Here is an 18,381-nt window from a genome sequence, read left to right as displayed (position 1 = left end):
CAACAAGACTATCTGAGTGATACATGGGAATTCAGGACGCAAATCCAAAGGCCTTGAGGCCATCCAAGATGAACTGAACCGACAAAGCTGCCAGCAACATGCCCAGCAGGCGGGTCAGTACGTTCAGCCCGGTCTTGCCCAGAATACGGGCCACAGCGCCGGATGTCAGATACATCACGAACACCATCGCCAGCACGACCAGCATCACACCGATGACGATGGCCAACCCCTGTATACCGGGCTGCTGACCCGCAAGCAGGATCATCGTTGCAATCGATCCGGGGCCTGCAATCAGCGGGATGCCCAGCGGAAAGACCGATGGATCCGGGTGCTCTTCTTCCTCGGCGCTGGTTTCACGCCGTTTTGTTCGGCGTTCAAACAGCATGTCGAGCGCTGTCAGGAACAGCAGGACGCCACCTGCGACCCGGAATGCCTCCATCGAGATACCGACAAACCCCAGCAGGGCTTCGCCAAAGGCGGCAAACATGGCCAGAATGACGCCCGCCGTCAGACACGCGCGGATTGCGATCGAGCGGCGCGTGTTCCAATCCATGCCCTGGGTCAGTGCCACAAAGATCGGTGTTTGCGCAGGCGGGTCGAGCACCACGAATAGCGTCGTGAACGCAGTAATCAGGAATGCGCTGTCTATCACTGTTTGCTGCTCCGTTGCAGGTCTTGTAGGACCCGCAAGGCGTCTTGCGACTGCGCTGCGGGGACATAGATGTGGTCGTGGTGATATCCCGCGACCATGTTTGCAGGTATTCCCTGCCGCGCCAAAGCACCAGATACGGCAGTGGTAAGGCCCACGCCCTCCAGAGAGGAATGAACCTGCAATGTGATGCAGTGCATGGCGACCGTGTCTTGTGGCGCGCTGTCAATCGGGACGATCAGGGACAACCCCTCCGCCTCGACGCAGCTTGCACGTGTTCCGTCAGGCCAGGGTTTGTTGTCAGGCCAGACGACAAAGGCAAATTCACCGGGCTGCAAGTCGGGCTGCATACCTGCGATCATGGCGTCGGTGTCCGTGATGGGCGTGCTCATGCGGTTTCTGCCTGTTCAAGCCGTTCGGCGGCCGCGACCCACAATGCCTCGGCTTTTTGCATGGCCTCGGTGACTTCGGTGAACTTGCGGTTCCAGGTTTCCAGATCGTTGATCCTTTCGTCCTCGTACAGCGCCGGATCGGCCAGTTTGGTCGAAAGCCTGTCGTGCATTTCCGTCAGCTTTTCGATTCGGTCCTCGCATTTGCGCAGATCCGCACGCAAGGCCAGTATCGTCTCGCGTGGGGGGCGTTTCGATTTGACCGCGCGGGGCTTTTCCCTGACAGGTCTGTCGCGCGCCAGCAGCAGGGACCGATAGGCTTCAAGGTCGCCGTCGAAAGGTTTGACGGCACCGTCCGAAACCAGCCAGAGACGATCCGCGACAAGGCTCAGCAGGTGCATGTCGTGACTGACCAGAACCACCGCGCCGGAATAGGCCGTCAGCGCCTCGACCAGCGCCTCGCGGCTTTCGATGTCAAGGTGGTTGGTCGGCTCATCAAGGATCAGCATATGGGGCGCGTCGATCGTGGCGAGCAGCAGTGAAAGCCGCGCTTTCTGTCCGCCCGACAGGCGCCCGACCTCGGTTTCCGCCTGATCCGCATTCAACCCGAACCCGGCCAGACGCGAGCGCCACTTGCCCGGCGCTTCGTCAGGGCGCAGACGGCGCAGGTGGTCCAGCGGCGTTTCGTCCACGTAAAGCTCATCCACCTGATGCTGTGCGAAATACCCGATGCGCAGCTTGTTGCTGCGGGTCATCTTGCCCGCCATGAGGGGCAGCCGGTCCGACAGCAGCTTGGACAAGGTCGACTTGCCCTGTCCGTTCTTGCCCAACAGCGCGATACGGTCATCCTGATCGATACGCAGGTTCAGGCGGCGCAGCACTTCGGTTTCGCCATAGCCGGTGACGCCGCCTTCGATCTGGATGATCGGCGGCGACAGTTCCTCGGGTTCCGGAAAGCTGAAGGCGCGCAGGGCGGCCTCTTGCGGGGTCGAGACCAGTTGGATGCGTTCGATCATCTTCAGGCGCGACTGGGCCTGAACGGCCTTCGACGCCTTATAACGGAACCGATCCACAAAGCTTTGCAGATGTGCGATGCGGGCCTTGGCCTTGGCGTTTTCCGATTCCGCCTGTGCCAGCCGTTCCGCACGGCGTTCCGCGAACTTGTCGTAGGGCACCGAGTAATAGGTCAGCTTGCGGTCTTCCAGATGCAGGATCGACCCCACGGCGCGGTTCAGAAGGCCGCGGTCGTGGCTGATGATGATCACAGTGTGCGGATATTTGGCCAGGTAGCTTTCCAGCCAAAGCGCGCCTTCGAGGTCCAGATAGTTGGTCGGTTCGTCCAGCAGCAGCAGATCGGGCTGAGAAAACAGCACCGCCGCCAGCGCAACGCGCATCCGCCACCCGCCCGAGAAATCTGAACAGGGGCGCTGCTGGTCTTCGTCGTCAAAGCCCAACCCCTTGAGGATCGAAGCTGCGCGGGCCTCGGCGGACCAGGCGTCGATATCGGCCAGACGTGTCTGAATCTCAGCGATGCGTATCGGGTCTTCGGCGCTTTCGGCCTCGGCCATCAACGCACTGCGTTCGGTATCGGCGGCCAGAACTGTATTGATCAGCGAGACGTCGGAGGAGGGCACCTCTTGCGCCACGCCACCGATCCGAGCGCGTTTCGGGACCGAGATATTTCCCGATTCCAAAGCCAACTCGCCCCGGATCAGGCGGAACAGCGTGGTCTTTCCGGTTCCGTTCCGACCGACAAGGCCAACCTTGTGACCATCGGGAATTGTCGCGGTTGCGCCGTCAAACAACGGGCGACCTTCAACGGCATAAGTGATGTCTTCGATCCGTAACATGGGGCGCTCTTAGCAGAGCTGTGTTGCCGCCGCCAGCGGCTCGGCATGTTCAAGCTTTCAGCAATGTGATAGCGCTGTGTCGTTTGCTATTCAGAACGGTTTTTACATGCGCGCGGCCCGGACACCTCCGCACTTGGTCACTCTGATCTTTGCCACGGCACTGTCGGTTTTATCATTGAACATGTTCCTGCCGTCTTTGGCCCACATGAGTACGGATTTCGGTGTGGATTATGGCTTGGTTAACCTGTCGGTTGCCGGGTATCTGGCGGTCTCAGCCGTGTTGCAACTGATCATGGGTCCGCTTTCCGATCGTTACGGACGCAGACCGATACTTTTGATGTGCATCACCATCTTCGTCATCGCCTCAATCGGATGCTCTCTGGCCGAGGCCATTTGGACCTTTCTGGGCTTTCGTCTTTTGCAGGCCGCGGTGGTGGCTGGGTCGGTTCTTTCCAGCGCATCGATCAGAGATCAGTATCCGCCGAACGAGGCTGCAAGCAAACTGGGGTATGTGGCGATGGCCATGGCTTTGGCGCCAATGCTTGGCCCGATGCTGGGTGGGACACTCGACATGCTTTTTGGCTGGCGCTCGGGGTTTGTTCTTTACACTGTGCTGGGGGCAGGGCTGCTGGTTTTGCTTTGGTTCGACATGGGCGAGACCAATACAAACCGCTCTTCAACCTTTACAGCCCAAATGCGCGAGTATCCGGATCTTTTTCGCGCCCGTCGATTCTGGGGTTATGCCTTATGCGCTTCGTTTTCGATTGGTGGGTTCTACAGCTTCATCACCGGTGCGCCATTAATCGCCGCCGCGTGGTTTGATCTGAGCCCTGCCATGTTGGGCCTTGGGATTGGTATCATAACAGGCGGGTTCATGGTCGGTAACTTCGTTACTGGTCGGATCGCGGCACGGACACGTCTGACCACAATGATCCTGATCGGCCGCGTTGTGGCTTCGACCGGGCCATTCTGCGGATTGCTTCTGTTCATCGCCGGGCTGGGGTCAGTCTGGGTATTCTTCGGTTCGGCCATCTGCGTTGGGTTCGGCAATGGACTGACCAATGCAAACGCTTCGGCAGGGGTCATGTCCGTGCGACCCAAACTGGCAGGCAGCGCGGCAGGGTTGTCCGGGGCGATGGTGGTCGGGCTTGGCGCGATCTTGACCTCGATGACGGGTGCGTTTGTCAGCCCTGAAAACGGGCCGTTTCTGGTTCTGGGCATGATGTGGGCCAGCAGTTTTGCAGGTCTGCTTGCAGTGCTTTACGTTCGGCGTCTGGACCGGACAGACCCTTTGCCGGATACATTCTGAGCGCCAAAGCGGCAGGCAAACCATCATAACACTTTTCATGAGCGAAAGACCGTGATACGCGGCGCGCGATGGATTTCGGCGCGGACCCGCGCCACATTGTAAGGAGAGGCCGACATGGCACTGGAACGTACATTCTCGATCATCAAACCCGACGCAACGCGCCGCAATCTGACTGGAAAGATCAACGCCAAGTTCGAAGAAGCCGGGCTGCGTATCGTTGCGCAGAAGCGCATCCACATGACCAAGGAACAAGCCGGCAAGTTCTACGAAGTGCACGCCGAGCGCCCGTTCTATGACGAACTGTGCGAATTCATGTCTTCGGCTCCGGTCGTTGTTCAGGTTCTGGAAGGCGAAGGTGCCATTGCGAAGAACCGTGAAGTTATGGGTGCAACCAACCCGGCGGACGCAGCACCGGGCACCATCCGCGCCGAGTTCGCTGAATCGGTTGGCGAAAATTCGGTTCACGGTTCCGACGCTCCGGAAACCGCGGCTGTTGAGATCGCATATTTCTTCTCGGGCATCGAACTGGTCGGCTAAGCCGGTTTTTTGCCGAAGGATCGGGCCGCTCCGCCAGGAGCGGCCTTTTTTATTCAGACCTGCTTTAGATCTTTGGTTGCAACGCGGACCCCGATGGCATCCAGATCGGCAACCATCTGGTTTTCCGGCGCGGCGCTGTTGCCGGCCTTGATCGCGTCGAAACGCTGTCGCAGCTTCTTCTTCTCTTCACCCTTGCAATCATTCCAAGGGCGTCCCTGAAGCCCCATCACCAAAACATAGTAGCCGATGAAATGTGCTTTGGTGCCAGCCCGCAAAAGCCGGGCATAGGCTTCATCCGGTCCCAGCTGTCGCAGTTCTTCAGCCGAGTGGATGCCGGCGCGCGCGCAGGCCTGCTCGAAAGCCGGGCCAAGGTTGCGGATCGAAGAAACCGGATCGCTCATGAGCCTGTCTTAATTGCACCTCCGGGGTCTGTCACCCATGTTTGCGCATTGTCGAAACATAATGTCTTGCTGTCTTGTGGTGTTTCCGCTCTCATGAGGTCATGCTGCCTCGGCGGTCCGGGTTTCAAAAGCCGAAAGACACAAAAGCGGGTCGGTCCAGGGCCAGACAGTCTGCTGACCAAGGTAACAGTCGAATAGGCTGAACGTGATGAAGGATCAGAACCGTCGAAGAAGGAACCAACGTGCCGAAGATCGTTGAGACCAGCGTCAATGAATACCTGAAAACGCCCCGGATTGGTGGATCATGACGGAACCTTCAGGTATTCAGTGCATTCTGTCCCGTTCCATTGACCAGTCGCTTGTTGAAAAGCTCATTCCCGGGTTTGCGATCAGGATCGGTCCACCGACGGAATCGAGGTCTTTCGTGCTTTTGGATTGCCACGATCAATCGTTGCGGAATTCAGGTCGTGTTCTGCTTGAGGTCGCAGAAACATTGTGGCTTTTCCGAAATGGCCGTGCGCCGCTGTCTCAACGCTGCAAGGGGCAGGGGCGGTTTGTTCAAGAGCTACCGCAGGGCCCCGTGAAAGCGGCTTTGAAGGGTTTCCCCAAACTGCGTGCGCTGATGCAGATCGGAGCCGGGGAGATTCAGGTGAAATCCCTCGCCGTATTGGATGAGCTTGACAAAACGCTGGTCAGGGGAACGGTTTGGTGCCTGTCTTCGCAGACGGGTCAGGCAGCAATCGTTCAGCTTCAGCGGCTGCGGGGGTATGAGAAAGAATTTCAAAAGGTGAACACCGCGATTTCCGCCTTGTCCGGGGGCGGGCCGGGTGTCGAAGCGCTTTGTGCCGGACTTTTCCCTGGCATGGCCGCCTATCGGGCCAAGCCAGAGATCAAGTTGGGGGAAGCTGAGCCGTCTATTCAGGTCGCGGCAGATATTATTCAAACATATCTGGAAGTTGCCCGGCAAAACGAATATGGGGTGATAGCCGATATCGACACAGAGTTTCTGCATGATTACCGGGTGTCATTGCGAAAGGTCCGCTCCGTGATCAGCCTGTTCAAAGGCGTTTTTTCAGACACGCAGACAGTGCAATTGAAACGTGTCTTTTCCGATCTCATGGCCGCCACCGGGCGTATGCGTGATCTGGATGTCTATCTTCTGGAAAAAGATAAATACTTCAGTCTTGTACCGCCCAGTCTTCACGCGGGCCTTCAAGAGATGTTCGACCTTTTCGAGAAAGAGCGTGCCAAGGAACTGTCACGCTTGTCCCGCCGGTTGCGCAGTGACGAATACAACGCCCGTATGTCCGATCTGACGGCGATGTTCAACGGAACAGACAGCCTGACGCCCGGATCAAACGCGAAACGGGCAGCACATGAATACGCGTGCGCATTGATCTGGAAACGGTATCGCACGGTCTGCAAAATCGCACGCGGTGTCACTGACGAAACTCGGGACGAAACCGTGCATGACCTTCGTATCGATTGCAAGAAACTGCGCTATCTGATGGAGATTTTTGGGCCTCTGTTCGATGAAAAGAGCTTCAAGACAATCATCAAACCGTTGAAAAAGCTACAGGACAATCTGGGCGTGTTCAACGACTGTGCTGTTCAGCAAAAGTCCTTGACGGCTTTTGTCGCGCAGCACAGCGACACGCGGGGCCGTGTGGATGCGCGGATGGGCCTGGCCGTGGGGGGATTGATTGCCGTTCTGGATCAGCGCCAAAAGGCCGAGCGGAGCCGTGTGATTGCCAGCTTTCAGAAGTTTGACGGGCCAGATACCCGGCGCCTGTTTCGGAACTTGTTTCACCGAAAAAAGGAGTGAGGAATGAAGATCATTGCCTGTTACAGCAACAAGGGCGGTGTCGGCAAAACCGCTACTTCGGTGAATCTGGCTTATTCCTATGCGCAGGCGGGGCAACAGGTGCTGTTGTGCGATCTCGACCCCCAGGGCGCTTCAGGGTTCTACTTTCGGGTGAAGCCATCAAAAAAGCTGAAGGATGCGCGGTTTTTCGAGGATGTGGAGCGGTTTATCAAGGCGATCCGGGCCAGCGATTTCGAAGGGCTGGACGTTCTGCCGGCGAACCTGACCTTCCGCGACTTCGACGTGTTCCTGTCGCGGATGCGAAACAAACGCTCGCGGCTGAAAAAAGCTTTGATGGCCGCGGGCAGCGACTATGACGTGATCGTTCTGGATTGCCCGCCCAACTTTTCGACTTTGTCTGAAAATGTCTTCAAAGCTGCCGATGAAATCGTTGTGCCGGTCATGCCGACAACCCTGTCCGAGCGGAGTTTCGATCAGTTGGTAAGCTTTTTTGAACAACACAAGCTGCGCAAGAAAAAGCTGCGCGCCTTTTTTTCGATGGTGCAACACCGGAAGGTTTTGCATCAGGAAACCATGAAGGCGATGCGCAAGCTGTATCCGAAACGCTTTTTGCGGACGGTGGTTCCTTTCGCTGCGGATATTGAAAAGATGGGTCAGAATCGTGCCCCGGTCTGTACTTATGCCGGGCGCAGTGCGGCCTGTGCGTCTTACTGGGCGCTGTTTGAAGAGCTGGAAAACGGAGTGATTTCGAACCAATGAGCAAGGAAATCGAGCGCAAGTTTCTGGTTTCAAGCCTGCCGGACCTGAGCAAAGCGAAAAAGGCCGTCGTAAGACAGGGTTATCTGACGGCCCCCGACGATTCCACCGAGCTGCGGCTGAGGCAAAAGAACGATGCGTATTTTTTGACCTTGAAAGGGGTTGGTGGCCTGGTCCGGTTAGAGCGAGAGGCTGAGATAACTGCGGATCAGTTCGAAACCTTCTGGCCGGAAACAGAAGGGCGCAGGGTGGAAAAAGAGCGCTACACCGGCCATTTGCCGGATGGCTTGCTGTTCGAGCTGGACGTCTTTTCAGGTGATCTGGTGCCGCTACGCTTGGTCGAGGTAGAATTCACTTCAGAGGAGCAGGCCAAAGCATACGTGCCACCGGATTGGTTCGGTGCGGATGTCACCGCCGACACGCGATACAAGAACAAGACCATGGCGATATACGGTGTTCCGGATTAACGCAGTTGTGCCAGATTGATCGTGGTTTCCAGCCCGGGGTCGCAGTTCCGGGCGGCAAATTTTCCGCCGTGCATATGTGAGATTGCGGCCACCAGAGCCAGGCCCAAACCCGCATTCCGTTCCGTCCGCGCGGGGTCAAGTGTCACGAAGGGAAGCTGAAGGCGATCCAGTTCTTTAGGCGGTACGCCGGGGCCACGATCCCTGACGCTCAGTTGGGTGAAACCGTCGCGAGTACCGATCGAAATCGTGATTGCAGTATGTTCCGGCGCGTAACGCATTGCGTTTTCCAACAGATTGGAAAGAGCTTGCGACAGAAGGGGCCGGTGCCCCTGAATGGCAGGGGCGGAACCTTTGACTTCAAGCTGCACGCCTTGATCGGCGGCCACCGGGTCATAAAGCTCGACAACATCACCAACAAGTTGCTGCAAATCGATGGTTTCGAATTGCTCGCGCCCCAGGCCGGCCTCGGCCCGAGAGATTTCAGTGAGCTGCCCCAGAACCCGCAGGACGTGATCGATCTCACCGGTCGCCCGCGCAATGTCGATCTCGCGATCCAAGTCGCTTTTGTCGGGTTCAGAGAGGGCCTCGACCCTTTGCCGCAGACGAGACAAAGGTGAGCGGAGATCATGAGCAATTGAATTGGATGTGGTCCGAAGGTTGCTTATCAACTCCTCGATCCGGTCAAGCATGTTGTTCAATGTGCCTGAAACCTGATCGAATTCGTCCCCGGTTCCGCGCAGCGGCATCCGTTTTGACAGGTCGCCTGAAACGATATTCTCGGCCGTGCTGGCGATATCCGAAAGGCGTGAAAACACCAAGCGTGTGAACAACCAGCCGGTGATGACACTCAAAACCAAAGCTATCCCAAGCGCCAGTGCAACCGAGCGAAACAGTACCCTGTCGAATTGCTGGCGCGACGCTGCATCCCGCCCGACCAGCAGGCGCTCGCCGCCCGGCAGGCGGATGGATGCGGCTGAAACGGGCACAAGCTGATCGTTGTCGGCCCGGCGCAATTCCAAGTCCACCCAACCGCTTCCGGCAGCAATGTTCACCGGCCAGGTCTTGAGATTGCCGACAAGTTTGACCCCCAACCTGTCTGTCAAAAGGTAAAGCGCATCCCGCTCGGCGGCACTTGGCAAACGGCGCTCAATTGCAGTGATCAAACCTATCAGCCCACGCCTTTCGTATTCATCCGCAAGCCCCGTCAACTCGGCTGACACGACCGAGCGGGTTTCGGCCTCGATGCTTCGGTTGGCGGTCACATAGACGATGGCGAGCACAGACGCCGTCAGAATCGTGCTCAGAAACATGCTGGTTGCAACCAGCCTTGTGCGGGAATTGTTTAGGGAAAGCCTAAGGTTATCCATCGGACATCATGTAACCCGCTCCGCGGACGGTTTCAATCAACGGCGCGTCACCGCCTTCGTCCAACTGGCGTCGCAACTTCGAAATATGCACGTCCACGACGTTGGTGTTCGGGTCAAAATGATAATCCCAAACCCCTTCAAGCAACATGGTGCGCGACACCACACGGTTTTTGCGGCGCAGGAAAAATTCGAGAATCTGAAACTCACGCGGTGTCAGAGTGATCTCGTGCCCATCGCGTGTGACTTTGCGAGTCAACAAGTCCATCTGAAGGTCTTTGCAAGTCAATGTCGGCGTCTCTTCGGATTCCTGAGGGCGACGCAAAAGGGCTTCGATTCTGGCGTGCAACTCCTGAAACGAAAAAGGCTTGACCAGGTAGTCGTCAGCGCCCGAGCGCAGCCCTTTGACCCTTTCGTCCACAGCGCTCATCGCCGTCAGCATCAAAACCGGGGTTTTCAAACCGGCGGCCCGCATTGACTTGATCAGCGACAGCCCATCCAGACCGGGCAGCATCCTGTCAAGAACAATGGCGTCAAACCCACCGTCCGTGGCATGGTACAACCCCTCACGACCGTCAGCGGCGGTTTCGACCACATACCCCTCTTCGCCAAAACCTTTGGCGATGAAGTCCCTGGTGTCAGCATCATCTTCGACGATCAACAGACGGCGGCTCATGGTCGGGATCCTTTCTTTTGATATTTAAACACAAATTTTAACTAAAGCATATGGTTAGAAGAAGTTCTTGCCGGGTGCTGGGCCGGCACCCGGCAAGCCCGGCGGATAGTGGACAACTCTGATCCGCCGGGTGAGGCGTGCGCCGAAAATCCCCATCAAGCGGCGCGCGCATGTTCAAGGTCAGGCCAGTTCGACCGCGACAAAAATCTGGCTGCCGCCACGGTTGATCAGCACCAGGGCAGGATCGGTTTTCTCACTGTCCAGCGCAGATTTCAGCGCGTCCGGAGAGACAGTGTCCTGATTGCCGAGCTTGACGATCACATCGCCGCGTTGCAGGCCGGCCTTTGCCGCTGGGCTGTCGGGCTTCAGGTCGGTGACGACGACGCCCTGGACGGTTTCAGCAACACCGGTTTCTGCCCGAACCGCTTCGGTCAGGGGGGCCACGGTCACACCCAGTGTTGTTCCCGCAATTTCCGCCTCGACCGGCTTGTCGGCCTCGGCCGATGCGGCCTGATGCTGGCCAACCGTCAAGGTCACCGTTTCCATCCTGCCGTCACGCAAAACGGTCAGAGTGCTGTCGGTGCCGACCTTGGTCGTGCCCACAAGGATGGGCAGGTCACCGCTGGATTCCACGGCATCGTCGTTGAAGGTCAGGATAACGTCTCCCTGCTTCAGGGCGCCGTCTGCCGGGCTGCCCGCAACCACGTCAGACACCAGCGCGCCCGAGGAAGCGTCGATTCCCAACGCTGCCGCAAGTTGTGGGCTTACGTTCTGGATCGACACGCCCAGCCAACCGCGGCTCACCTGTCCGTCATCCCGCAGATCGGCCGCGATGTGTTCAACGATGTTGGACGTGACGGCAAATCCAAGCCCCACCGAACCACCGCTGGGCGAATAGATGGCCGAGTTCACACCGACCACTTCGCCATCCATGTTGAACAGGGGGCCGCCCGAGTTGCCCTTGTTGATCGCTGCATCCGTCTGGATGAACTCGGCATAAGGGCCTTCCGAGATGTTGCGGCCTTTTGCCGAAACGATGCCCGTGGTCACGGTCGAGCTGAGGCCGAAGGGGTTGCCGATGGCGACCACGTCTTCACCTACGCGGATTTCATCACTGTCGCCAAGCTCTACGGCTTGCAGGTCAGTTCCCGCGTCGATTTTCAGAACCGCGATATCCGTCAGCGGGTCCGTTCCGACCACTTCGGCGTCGAAGGTACGGTCATCGCTGAGCCTTACGGTCACGGTCGAGGCATTGTCGACGACATGGTGATTGGTAACAATGTATCCGGCTTCGTCCAGAACAAATCCCGAACCCAGGCCCTGAGACGGGCCGCGTTGCGGCATGTTGAACCCTTCGGGGCCGCCGAAGCGTTTGAAGAATTCACCAAACGGGTGTCCTTCGAAGTCAAAGTTCTGCCCCTGGGCTGGGGTCGGCACTGCGTCTTGTTCAGCGATGATGGTTACGACCGACGGTGAAACGGTCTCAACCAGGTCAGCCAATGCCTCGTCCGCCATGGAAGGGATAGCCGTCGTTGCCAGTAGGGCCGCGCCGAGCGCACTGACACCGACCCAGTTGGAAGTGCGGGGAAGTAAAAGCGAGGATTTGCGGATGCTCATTTGTGTCTCCTGATTATCGTCGCGCAGTTGCGGCTGCGCGTTGAGACAACAGATGCATGCTCAGAATTGGCGTTTCCTGACTGATCAATTAATAAATCTTAATTTTGCCACAAAGTCGGTGTTGGCTTGCGGTCGACTTCAATCGGGATTCGCGGAAATTCACCGACCAAGACCGCAGCGAATCGGAGGATTGTTGCTAAAAATTGCGTCAAACTTTCAAAAACATTGAATTTGTTTTGTTTTGTTGACAATCATCCTTCCAAATGATGGGGAAAAGAACTGCTCTTCCAATGGTTGTGGGTGGGTTTGGTTGAGACATGGCTTGACACAAAAAAAATGTGGATGATTACGGATATTGGCTAATAAGTTTGCGTTTAATCACGAATCGCTACCTCTTGTGAAAACAGTCTATCGCCTTTAAGTTGATTTCTGGTTGGCGCGATGTTGCGTAAAAGCCATTTGAACAAGACCCAAATTAACCCTTCCTTCCAATTTTACGTTGTTTCGAACGATCGGATAAGTGAGGATGAAGGTGCCCAAGTGAGGGGAGCCAAAAGCGCTAGGGGGCGCTGGCGGCTAACTCGATCACCAAAAGTGATAACGGCGTGTTAACGAGGGGGTCTTGTTTAGGTTTGGCTGTTTGAGAGCCGGGGTGTTTCTGAAAGCACACTGGCCGCGCTTTGGAGATTGAGCAAAGTGGTAGTCCTGTTTTGGGCACCGGCCCGGTCGATAAGACCGGGCCGTGTTTGTTCAGGGGGCATGTTTTTTGCTCCAGGCCTTCCAGTCACCCGGGGTATCCAGATCCAACAGTGCGTTTCGGCCGGGCAGGGGATGCAGATGAACACTGTTTTGATGCTTTCGCACGATCTTCTGGGCACCGTCGTCCCCCTGCAATTGTGACAGTTGATCAAAAAGGGATCTGTCAAACACCACCGGATGACCGGGCTTTCCTTCCTCGGTCGTCCCACGCCAGATCAGGTTGTCGGGATGGGTTTCTCGCGCTTTCAGGATTGCTGCCAGGTCAGCTTCTGTCAGATCGGGCAGATCAGCCAGAAAAACCATCGCGGCGGGTGCATCAGGTGGCAGGTTTTGGATCGCGGCGCGCAAACTGGCGTTCATGCCTTCTGCCGCATCCCGGACCGGAACGATCTGAACATCCATGCCATCAAGCGCGCCATATCTTGGATTTGGTTCAGGGGGCAGGGCGACGATCACAGGTCCCACGGCGCAGGCCACGCTTGCAGAGCGGGCGATCAACGGGATGCCGTTGATCGGCTGCATCAATTTGTCGATGCCGCCCATGCGGCTGGATTGGCCAGCCGCCAGAAGGATAATGGGTATTTCAGTCATTTCAGCACAATGCCGTCAGCCCGAGCCCGAGTCATCCCCTCATTCGGGCGCCATCTGCGTCAAACATGGGTGTCGAGATGACCTTTGCCTTGCGCATCTGGCCCAGTATTTCGATCTTCGTTTCAAGCCCATCTGCTGCGCGTTCGGTTGGCAGAAAACCGATGGCGACGGACTTGCGGGCATAATGCGAATAACCGCCCGAGGTGCAAAAGCCCACAACCTTGCCGTCCAGCCAGATCGGTTCATAGGCGTTCACGTCAGCATCGACTGCATCGACTTCGAAGGCCACCAGCCTGCGCGCGGGGCCGTTGGCACGTTCCGCCTCGGCGGCGGCGCGGCCGATGAAATCGGCGTCCTTGCCAAAGGCGATGAAGCGATCCAGCCCGGTTTCGGCGGGGGTATAGTCGGGTGAGAATTCGCGCATCCACGAGCCGAAGAACTTGTCCAGCCGCAGGCTCATCATCGCGCGCATGCCGAAGGGGGTGATGCCGTGCGGTTGGCCGGCCTGCCAAAGCGTCCACCACAGCTGCCGCTGCGCCATCGGATCGCAGTAGATCTCGAACCCCAGGTCGCCGGAATAGCTGACCCGCTGCACGATGCATTCGGTCATGCCGACGACCATGCGGCGCACGTCCATGAAGCGCATGTCGCTGATATCGGCGCGGGTGCAGGCAGCCAGAACCTCGCGGGCATTGGGGCCTGCAATCTGGAACCCGTTGCGTTTGTCGCTGATATTCTCGATGGTTATGCCGTCTTCCTGATGCTGCCGGAACCAGCGCATGTGGAAATTCTGCGCACCATATGAGGCGGTGAGCTGGAATTCCTCCTCGCCCAGGCAGGACACGGTGAAATCGCCGATCAGCTTGCCCTTGGGCGACAGCATCGGGGTCAGCGACAGGCGGCCCGGGGCGGGGATGCGCCCGGCCAAGATCCGATCCAGCCAGTCGCGGGCGCGCGGACCTGTCACAAGGTATTTGCCGAAATTGTGCACCTCGTTGATACCCACGCCTCCGCGCACGACACGCACCTCGCGGTCCGTTGCGTCGAAGGCGTCCGAGCGGCGGAAGGACGGGGTTTCATAAGTCGGCTCGTCCGCTTGCGCGAAATAGTTGGCGACCTCGAGCCCGTATTGCTGGCCCCAGACGGCGCCCAGACCGCTGAAGATGTCATACATCGGCGTGGTGCGGTTGGGCCGCGCGGCGGGCAGTTCCTCGTTGGGGTAGGCGACGGAGAATCGTTTCTGATAGTTCTCGATCACCTTGGGGCGGGTGTAGCCGGGGGTGATCCAGTCGCCGAAGCGGGCCACGTCCATGGCAAAGACGTCGCGCTCGGGCTCGCCCTCGATCATCCATTGCGCCAGCGTCAGGCCGACGCCGCCGCCTTGGCTGAACCCGGCCATCACGCCGCAGGCCGACCAGTAGTTGCGCACGCCCGGCACCGGCCCGACCAGCGGGTTGCCGTCGGGGGCAAAGGTGAAGGGGCCGTGGATCACCGATTTCACTCCGGCCTCGGCCAGAACCGGGAAGCGGCGATAGGCGAATTCGATACTGTCGGTGATCTTGTCGAAATCGTCGGGCAGCAGCTCATGTCCGAACTCCCACGGCGTGCCGTCCACCGCCCAAGGCTTGCAGGGTTGTTCGTAGAAGCCGATGCACAGGCCGCGCCCTTCCTGCCGCAGATAGCTCTCGCCGGCCGGGTCCATGACGTGCGGATGCTCGCCGCCTGCGTCGATGATCGCCTCGATTTCGGGGATGTTGTCGGTGACCAGGTATTGGTGTTCCATCGGGTGCAGCGGGAAGTAGATGCCCGCCATCGCGCCCACCTCGCGCGCCCAGAGGCCGCCGGCGTTGACGATATGCTCGGCGTGGATGGTGCCCTTGTCGGTCACAACGTCCCATGTGCCGTCGGGGCGCTGGTTGGTCTCGCGCACCATGCAGTGGGTCTCGATCGTGGCTCCGCCCATGCGCGCGGCCTTGGCATAGGCGTGGGTCGTGCCCGAGGGGTCGAGGTGTCCGTCCAAAGGGTCATAGAGCGCGCCGATGATGCCGTCGGTGTTGGTGATGGGGGCGATCTTCTTGATCTCGTCGGGGCCGACGATCTCGGTCTCCAGCCCCATAAAGCGATGCTTGGCGCGTTCGGCCAGCAGCATGTCGAACCGGTCCTGATTGTCGGCCAGCGTGATGCCGCCCACATGGTGCAGCCCGCAGGACATGCCGGTGATCTCTTCCAGCTCTTTATACAGCCGGATAGTATAGCCCTGCAGCGCGGCCATGTTGGTGTCGCCGTTGAGCGTATGAAACCCACCCGCCGCGTGCCATGTCGATCCGCTGGTCAGTTCCGACCTCTCCAGCAGCATCACGTCGGACCAGCCCAGCTTGGTCAGGTGATAGAGCACCGAGCATCCGACGACGCCGCCCCCGATGACGGCAACCTGACAGGTGGTTTTCACAGTGTTCCTCCCCATGACTTTGGAAAAAACTGTAGAGCCGATGGGGATATTACTCGTCTGTTAGCGACAACAAGTGTCGCATGTCATCTATTGCACCAGCTTTGGATTTGCACAGCCTTCTCGCGCAGCCAATGTCGTCAAATCCTGTAGCCGAGGGCAAACAAACAGGCGGTCTGCGCCTCGTTCAGCACGACATCGCCCGGTGGTTTTTCGGCCTTGAAGGCTGCTTTTCCACTTTACTGCACAGCTGAAACAAAGTTGGGGTGATCAAACTGGCCCATCTCGCCCAGCTCCGTGCTTGGGTCGAACTGTGCGATGATCGGAATATCCGGGCCCGGTTCAGTGCAATTGGGTCGTTCAGTTGACGACAGGCACTTGGGCAGCGCGCGGAACATTTCAGAAAAATCGCAGGCGCTACAGGGGGCGCACTTTCAGTCCCGTGATACGGTTGCCTTCACGCGCCGTGACCTCGAACCGGAAACCGTGGAACGAAAACACCTGACCGACGTCAGGGATCATCTGGGCCTCGTGAATCACCAGACCGGCCAGCGTGTTCGCCTCGTCATCCGGCAGAGACCAGTCCAGCGCCCTGTTGGCATCCCGGATCGTCATGGATCCTTCAACCAGATACTGGCCATCTTCGGTGCGCATTACCGGCACCTCTTCGTCTATGTCGAACTCATCGGCGATCTCGCCCACGATTTCTTCAAGAATGTCTTCAAGCGTGATCAGGCCTCGCAGTGACCCATACTCATCCACAACCAATGCAAAATGGCTGTGCATGCGCAGGAATTCCCGCATCTGGTCGTCCAGCGTCGTGGTTTCGGGCACAAAGTAAGGGTCGTTTGCCACCTTTCCGATGTCAAAGCTTGCCAAACGGTCGGTCCCGCCGTCGCTGCTGCCTGCCTGCGCATACATGGCGCGAAAAAGGTCCTTGGCGTGGACAACACCCACGATGTTTTCCGGCTCGTCCCGGAACACAGGCAGACGGGTGTGGGGGCTTTGCAGACATTGTTTCAGGATTTCCTCTGGGGCGGCATTGGCGTCGATCATCTCGATATTCGATCGGTGCAGCATGATCTCTTCCACCGTCCGGTCGCCCAGATCCAGCGCACCCAAGATGCGGTCGCGGTCTTCCTTTTCGACCACGCCTTCGGAATGACCAAGTTGCAAGGCGCCGGCAATCTCTTCGCGTACAGCCAGAATGTTGCTGTCGGGATCGATCTGCACGCCGAACAGGCGCAACACACCGCGCACCAGCAGCCGCACCGCCGCCACAATGGGCGAAAACACCGTCACGACAACGCTGATGATCGGGGCAACAGCTGCCGCGGCCTTTTCGGAATTGGTGATGGCGTAGGTCTTGGGCAGCACTTCGGCAAAGATCAGCACCAGCAAAGTCATGACCAGGGTCGCCAACGCCACACCGCTTTCGCCGAATATACGGGTGAACAAGGCCGTCGCCAGCGAGGCGGCCAGGATGTTGACAAGGTTGTTGCCCAGAAGAACCGAGCCGATCAGGCGTTCATTGTCATCGGTGATTTCCAGCGCCTTTTTTGCGCCCCGTGATCCCTTGTCGGCCTGCGCCCGCAGTTTTCCGCGAGACGAAGCTGTAAGCGCCGTTTCCGAACCCGAGAAAAAGCCGGACAAAACGAGCAACAAGAGGATCGCGCCTGACGTAATCCAGAATGTGCTGTCGATCAGAGAAGATGAGGGTTCCATTGGTCCTTGGTGGGTTAGGGTGACGCATCCGTTATGGGGATGCCGCGCTGCTGGATCAAGGGCTTAGCCCCGGTCTTCGTCAGGGTCTTTGCTCAGCGGGTGGTGTTGCAACACCAGTTCCGACAGCCGTTCATCCAGAACATGAGTATAAATCTCGGTCGTTGCAACGTCGGCATGACCCAACAAGGTCTGGATCGAACGCAGATCCGCGCCGTTGGCCAGCAGATGCGTGGCAAAGGCGTGGCGCAGGGTATGCGGGGTGACTTTCTCGGGTGAAACGCCACCCTGAACGGCCAGTTCCTTGACCAGCAGAAAGAACCTGTGCCGCGTCAGGTGGCCGGATTTGCCGCGCGACGGAAACAGAAAACGGGATCTTTGACCGCCTTTCTCGACGGTCTGGTCTTCGGCTTGGTCCCGCGCGATCAACCAGGCAGCCAAAGCATCCCGCGCCGGTGGGGACAGGGGTACCATGCGTTCCTTGCCGCCTTTGCCCATCACCAGCAACATACGGGGATCGCCACGGGCCGAGGAAACGGGCAGGGACACAAGTTCGGTCACACGCATCCCGGTGGCGTACAGAACTTCCATCAAACAGGTATTGCGTATGCGATCGCCCTTGCTGCGCCCGGTTTGTCGGGCGGCTGCCAGAAGACGGTCGACTTCGGGCACGTCCAGCGTTTTGGGCAGTCGCTTCTGCCGCCCCGGACCTTTGATCTGGATGGCGGGGTTCGTCTCGTTCCAGCCTTCCTCGAACGCAAAGCGGTACAGCTGTTTTATCGCCGACAATCGCCGCGCGCGGGTGGAACGTGACAAGCCCTGTGCCTGGCAGTCGATCAGATAGGCCTCGATCTGATCACGATCTGCCTGATCGAATCCGGATCCCCTCTGCTGCAACCAGGATGCAAAGTCTTTCAGATCGCGGCCATAGGCCAGCAACGTGTTTGTCGCCGCGCCAAGTTCCGCCGCCTGGGCCTGTAGAAAGGTCGAAATCCATAGCTCATTTGTCGCCGGAATAGCCAT

The 18,381-nt window shown here is 58.3% G+C and carries 16 protein-coding genes; 5 read left to right on the top strand and 11 right to left on the bottom strand.

From position 1 onward, the window contains the following. Positions 1-31 precede the first annotated feature (31 nt). From GS611_RS05330 to GS611_RS05320, 3 genes are read right to left on the bottom strand one after another with little or no spacing between them, the layout of a single operon-like run. Positions 32-652, bottom strand: a complete 621-nt coding sequence (locus GS611_RS05330) for a MarC family protein (RefSeq protein ID WP_171632979.1) — start codon at positions 650-652, stop codon at positions 32-34. Continuing rightward, positions 649-1,041 (bottom strand): ACT domain-containing protein, encoded by a 393-nt coding sequence (locus GS611_RS05325; protein ID WP_171632976.1) that lies wholly within the window; start codon positions 1,039-1,041, stop codon positions 649-651. Before GS611_RS05325 ends, GS611_RS05330 begins: the two co-directional genes overlap by 4 nt. Continuing rightward, positions 1,038-2,888 (bottom strand): ABC-F family ATP-binding cassette domain-containing protein, encoded by a 1,851-nt coding sequence (locus tag GS611_RS05320; RefSeq protein ID WP_171632973.1) that lies wholly within the window; start codon positions 2,886-2,888, stop codon positions 1,038-1,040. Before GS611_RS05320 ends, GS611_RS05325 begins: the two co-directional genes overlap by 4 nt. A 106-nt stretch (positions 2,889-2,994) precedes the next feature. On the opposite strand from GS611_RS05320, the gene GS611_RS05315 reads away from it, so the two are divergent. Then, entirely contained in the window at positions 2,995-4,197 is a 1,203-nt protein-coding gene (locus GS611_RS05315) for a multidrug effflux MFS transporter (protein WP_171633846.1), read from the top strand. A 114-nt stretch (positions 4,198-4,311) separates the two neighbouring features. Then, positions 4,312-4,734, top strand: coding sequence for a nucleoside-diphosphate kinase (ndk, locus tag GS611_RS05310; protein WP_068334875.1), 423 nt, complete (start codon positions 4,312-4,314; stop codon positions 4,732-4,734). 53 nt (positions 4,735-4,787) lie between these two features. Here the strand turns inward: ndk and GS611_RS05305 are convergent, their stop codons facing one another. Further along, complete coding sequence (locus tag GS611_RS05305) at positions 4,788-5,135, bottom strand: TfoX/Sxy family protein (RefSeq protein WP_171632970.1); 348 nt, start codon at positions 5,133-5,135, stop codon at positions 4,788-4,790. 304 nt (positions 5,136-5,439) lie between these two features. Here GS611_RS05305 and GS611_RS05300 point away from each other — a divergent pair, with 304 nt between their 5' ends. Genes GS611_RS05300 through GS611_RS05290 form a run of 3 tightly spaced genes read left to right on the top strand, consistent with a single transcriptional unit; the run spans position 5,440 to position 8,183 of the window. Next, the gene (locus tag GS611_RS05300) at positions 5,440-6,960 is read left to right on the top strand and encodes a CHAD domain-containing protein (protein ID WP_171632968.1); all 1,521 of its coding nucleotides are present in this window, start codon (positions 5,440-5,442) and stop codon (positions 6,958-6,960) included. Between the two features lie 3 nt (positions 6,961-6,963). Continuing rightward, entirely contained in the window at positions 6,964-7,719 is a 756-nt protein-coding gene (locus tag GS611_RS05295; RefSeq protein ID WP_171632965.1) for a ParA family protein, read from the top strand. Continuing rightward, a complete protein-coding gene (locus GS611_RS05290; protein WP_171632963.1) occupies positions 7,716-8,183 on the top strand; it encodes a CYTH domain-containing protein in 468 nt (155 codons plus the stop codon). Before GS611_RS05295 ends, GS611_RS05290 begins: the two co-directional genes overlap by 4 nt. Here GS611_RS05290 and GS611_RS05285 read toward each other — a convergent pair. From GS611_RS05285 to GS611_RS05255, 7 genes are all read right to left on the bottom strand, one after another. After that, positions 8,180-9,493 carry an ATP-binding protein gene (locus tag GS611_RS05285; RefSeq protein ID WP_253284951.1) on the bottom strand — a complete coding sequence of 438 codons (1,314 nt, stop codon included), beginning with the start codon at positions 9,491-9,493 and terminating at the stop codon, positions 8,180-8,182. The two genes, GS611_RS05290 and GS611_RS05285, sit on opposite strands and share 4 nt — an antisense overlap. A 49-nt stretch (positions 9,494-9,542) precedes the next feature. After that, positions 9,543-10,223, bottom strand: a complete 681-nt coding sequence (locus GS611_RS05280; protein ID WP_152457754.1) for a response regulator transcription factor — start codon at positions 10,221-10,223, stop codon at positions 9,543-9,545. A 180-nt stretch (positions 10,224-10,403) separates the two neighbouring features. Beyond that, a complete protein-coding gene (locus GS611_RS05275) occupies positions 10,404-11,840 on the bottom strand; it encodes a DegQ family serine endoprotease (RefSeq protein WP_171632958.1) in 1,437 nt (478 codons plus the stop codon). Between the two features lie 750 nt (positions 11,841-12,590). Continuing rightward, positions 12,591-13,190, bottom strand: coding sequence for an NTP transferase domain-containing protein (locus GS611_RS05270; RefSeq protein ID WP_171632956.1), 600 nt, complete (start codon positions 13,188-13,190; stop codon positions 12,591-12,593). Positions 13,191-13,221: 31 nt separating this feature from the next. Continuing rightward, a complete protein-coding gene (locus tag GS611_RS05265) occupies positions 13,222-15,639 on the bottom strand; it encodes an FAD-dependent oxidoreductase (protein WP_171632952.1) in 2,418 nt (805 codons plus the stop codon). Positions 15,640-16,053: 414 nt separating this feature from the next. Beyond that, a complete protein-coding gene (locus tag GS611_RS05260) occupies positions 16,054-17,361 on the bottom strand; it encodes an HlyC/CorC family transporter (protein WP_171632949.1) in 1,308 nt (435 codons plus the stop codon). 63 nt (positions 17,362-17,424) lie between these two features. Next, positions 17,425-18,381 (bottom strand): site-specific tyrosine recombinase XerD, encoded by a 957-nt coding sequence (locus GS611_RS05255; protein WP_171632947.1) that lies wholly within the window; start codon positions 18,379-18,381, stop codon positions 17,425-17,427.

This window comes from Ruegeria sp. HKCCD6119 (genome assembly GCF_013110585.1).
Taxonomy (GTDB): domain Bacteria; phylum Pseudomonadota; class Alphaproteobacteria; order Rhodobacterales; family Rhodobacteraceae; genus Ruegeria.
The sequence above is the reverse complement of the archived record's forward strand: the minus strand, read 5'-3'. Positions and strand labels throughout refer to the sequence as shown.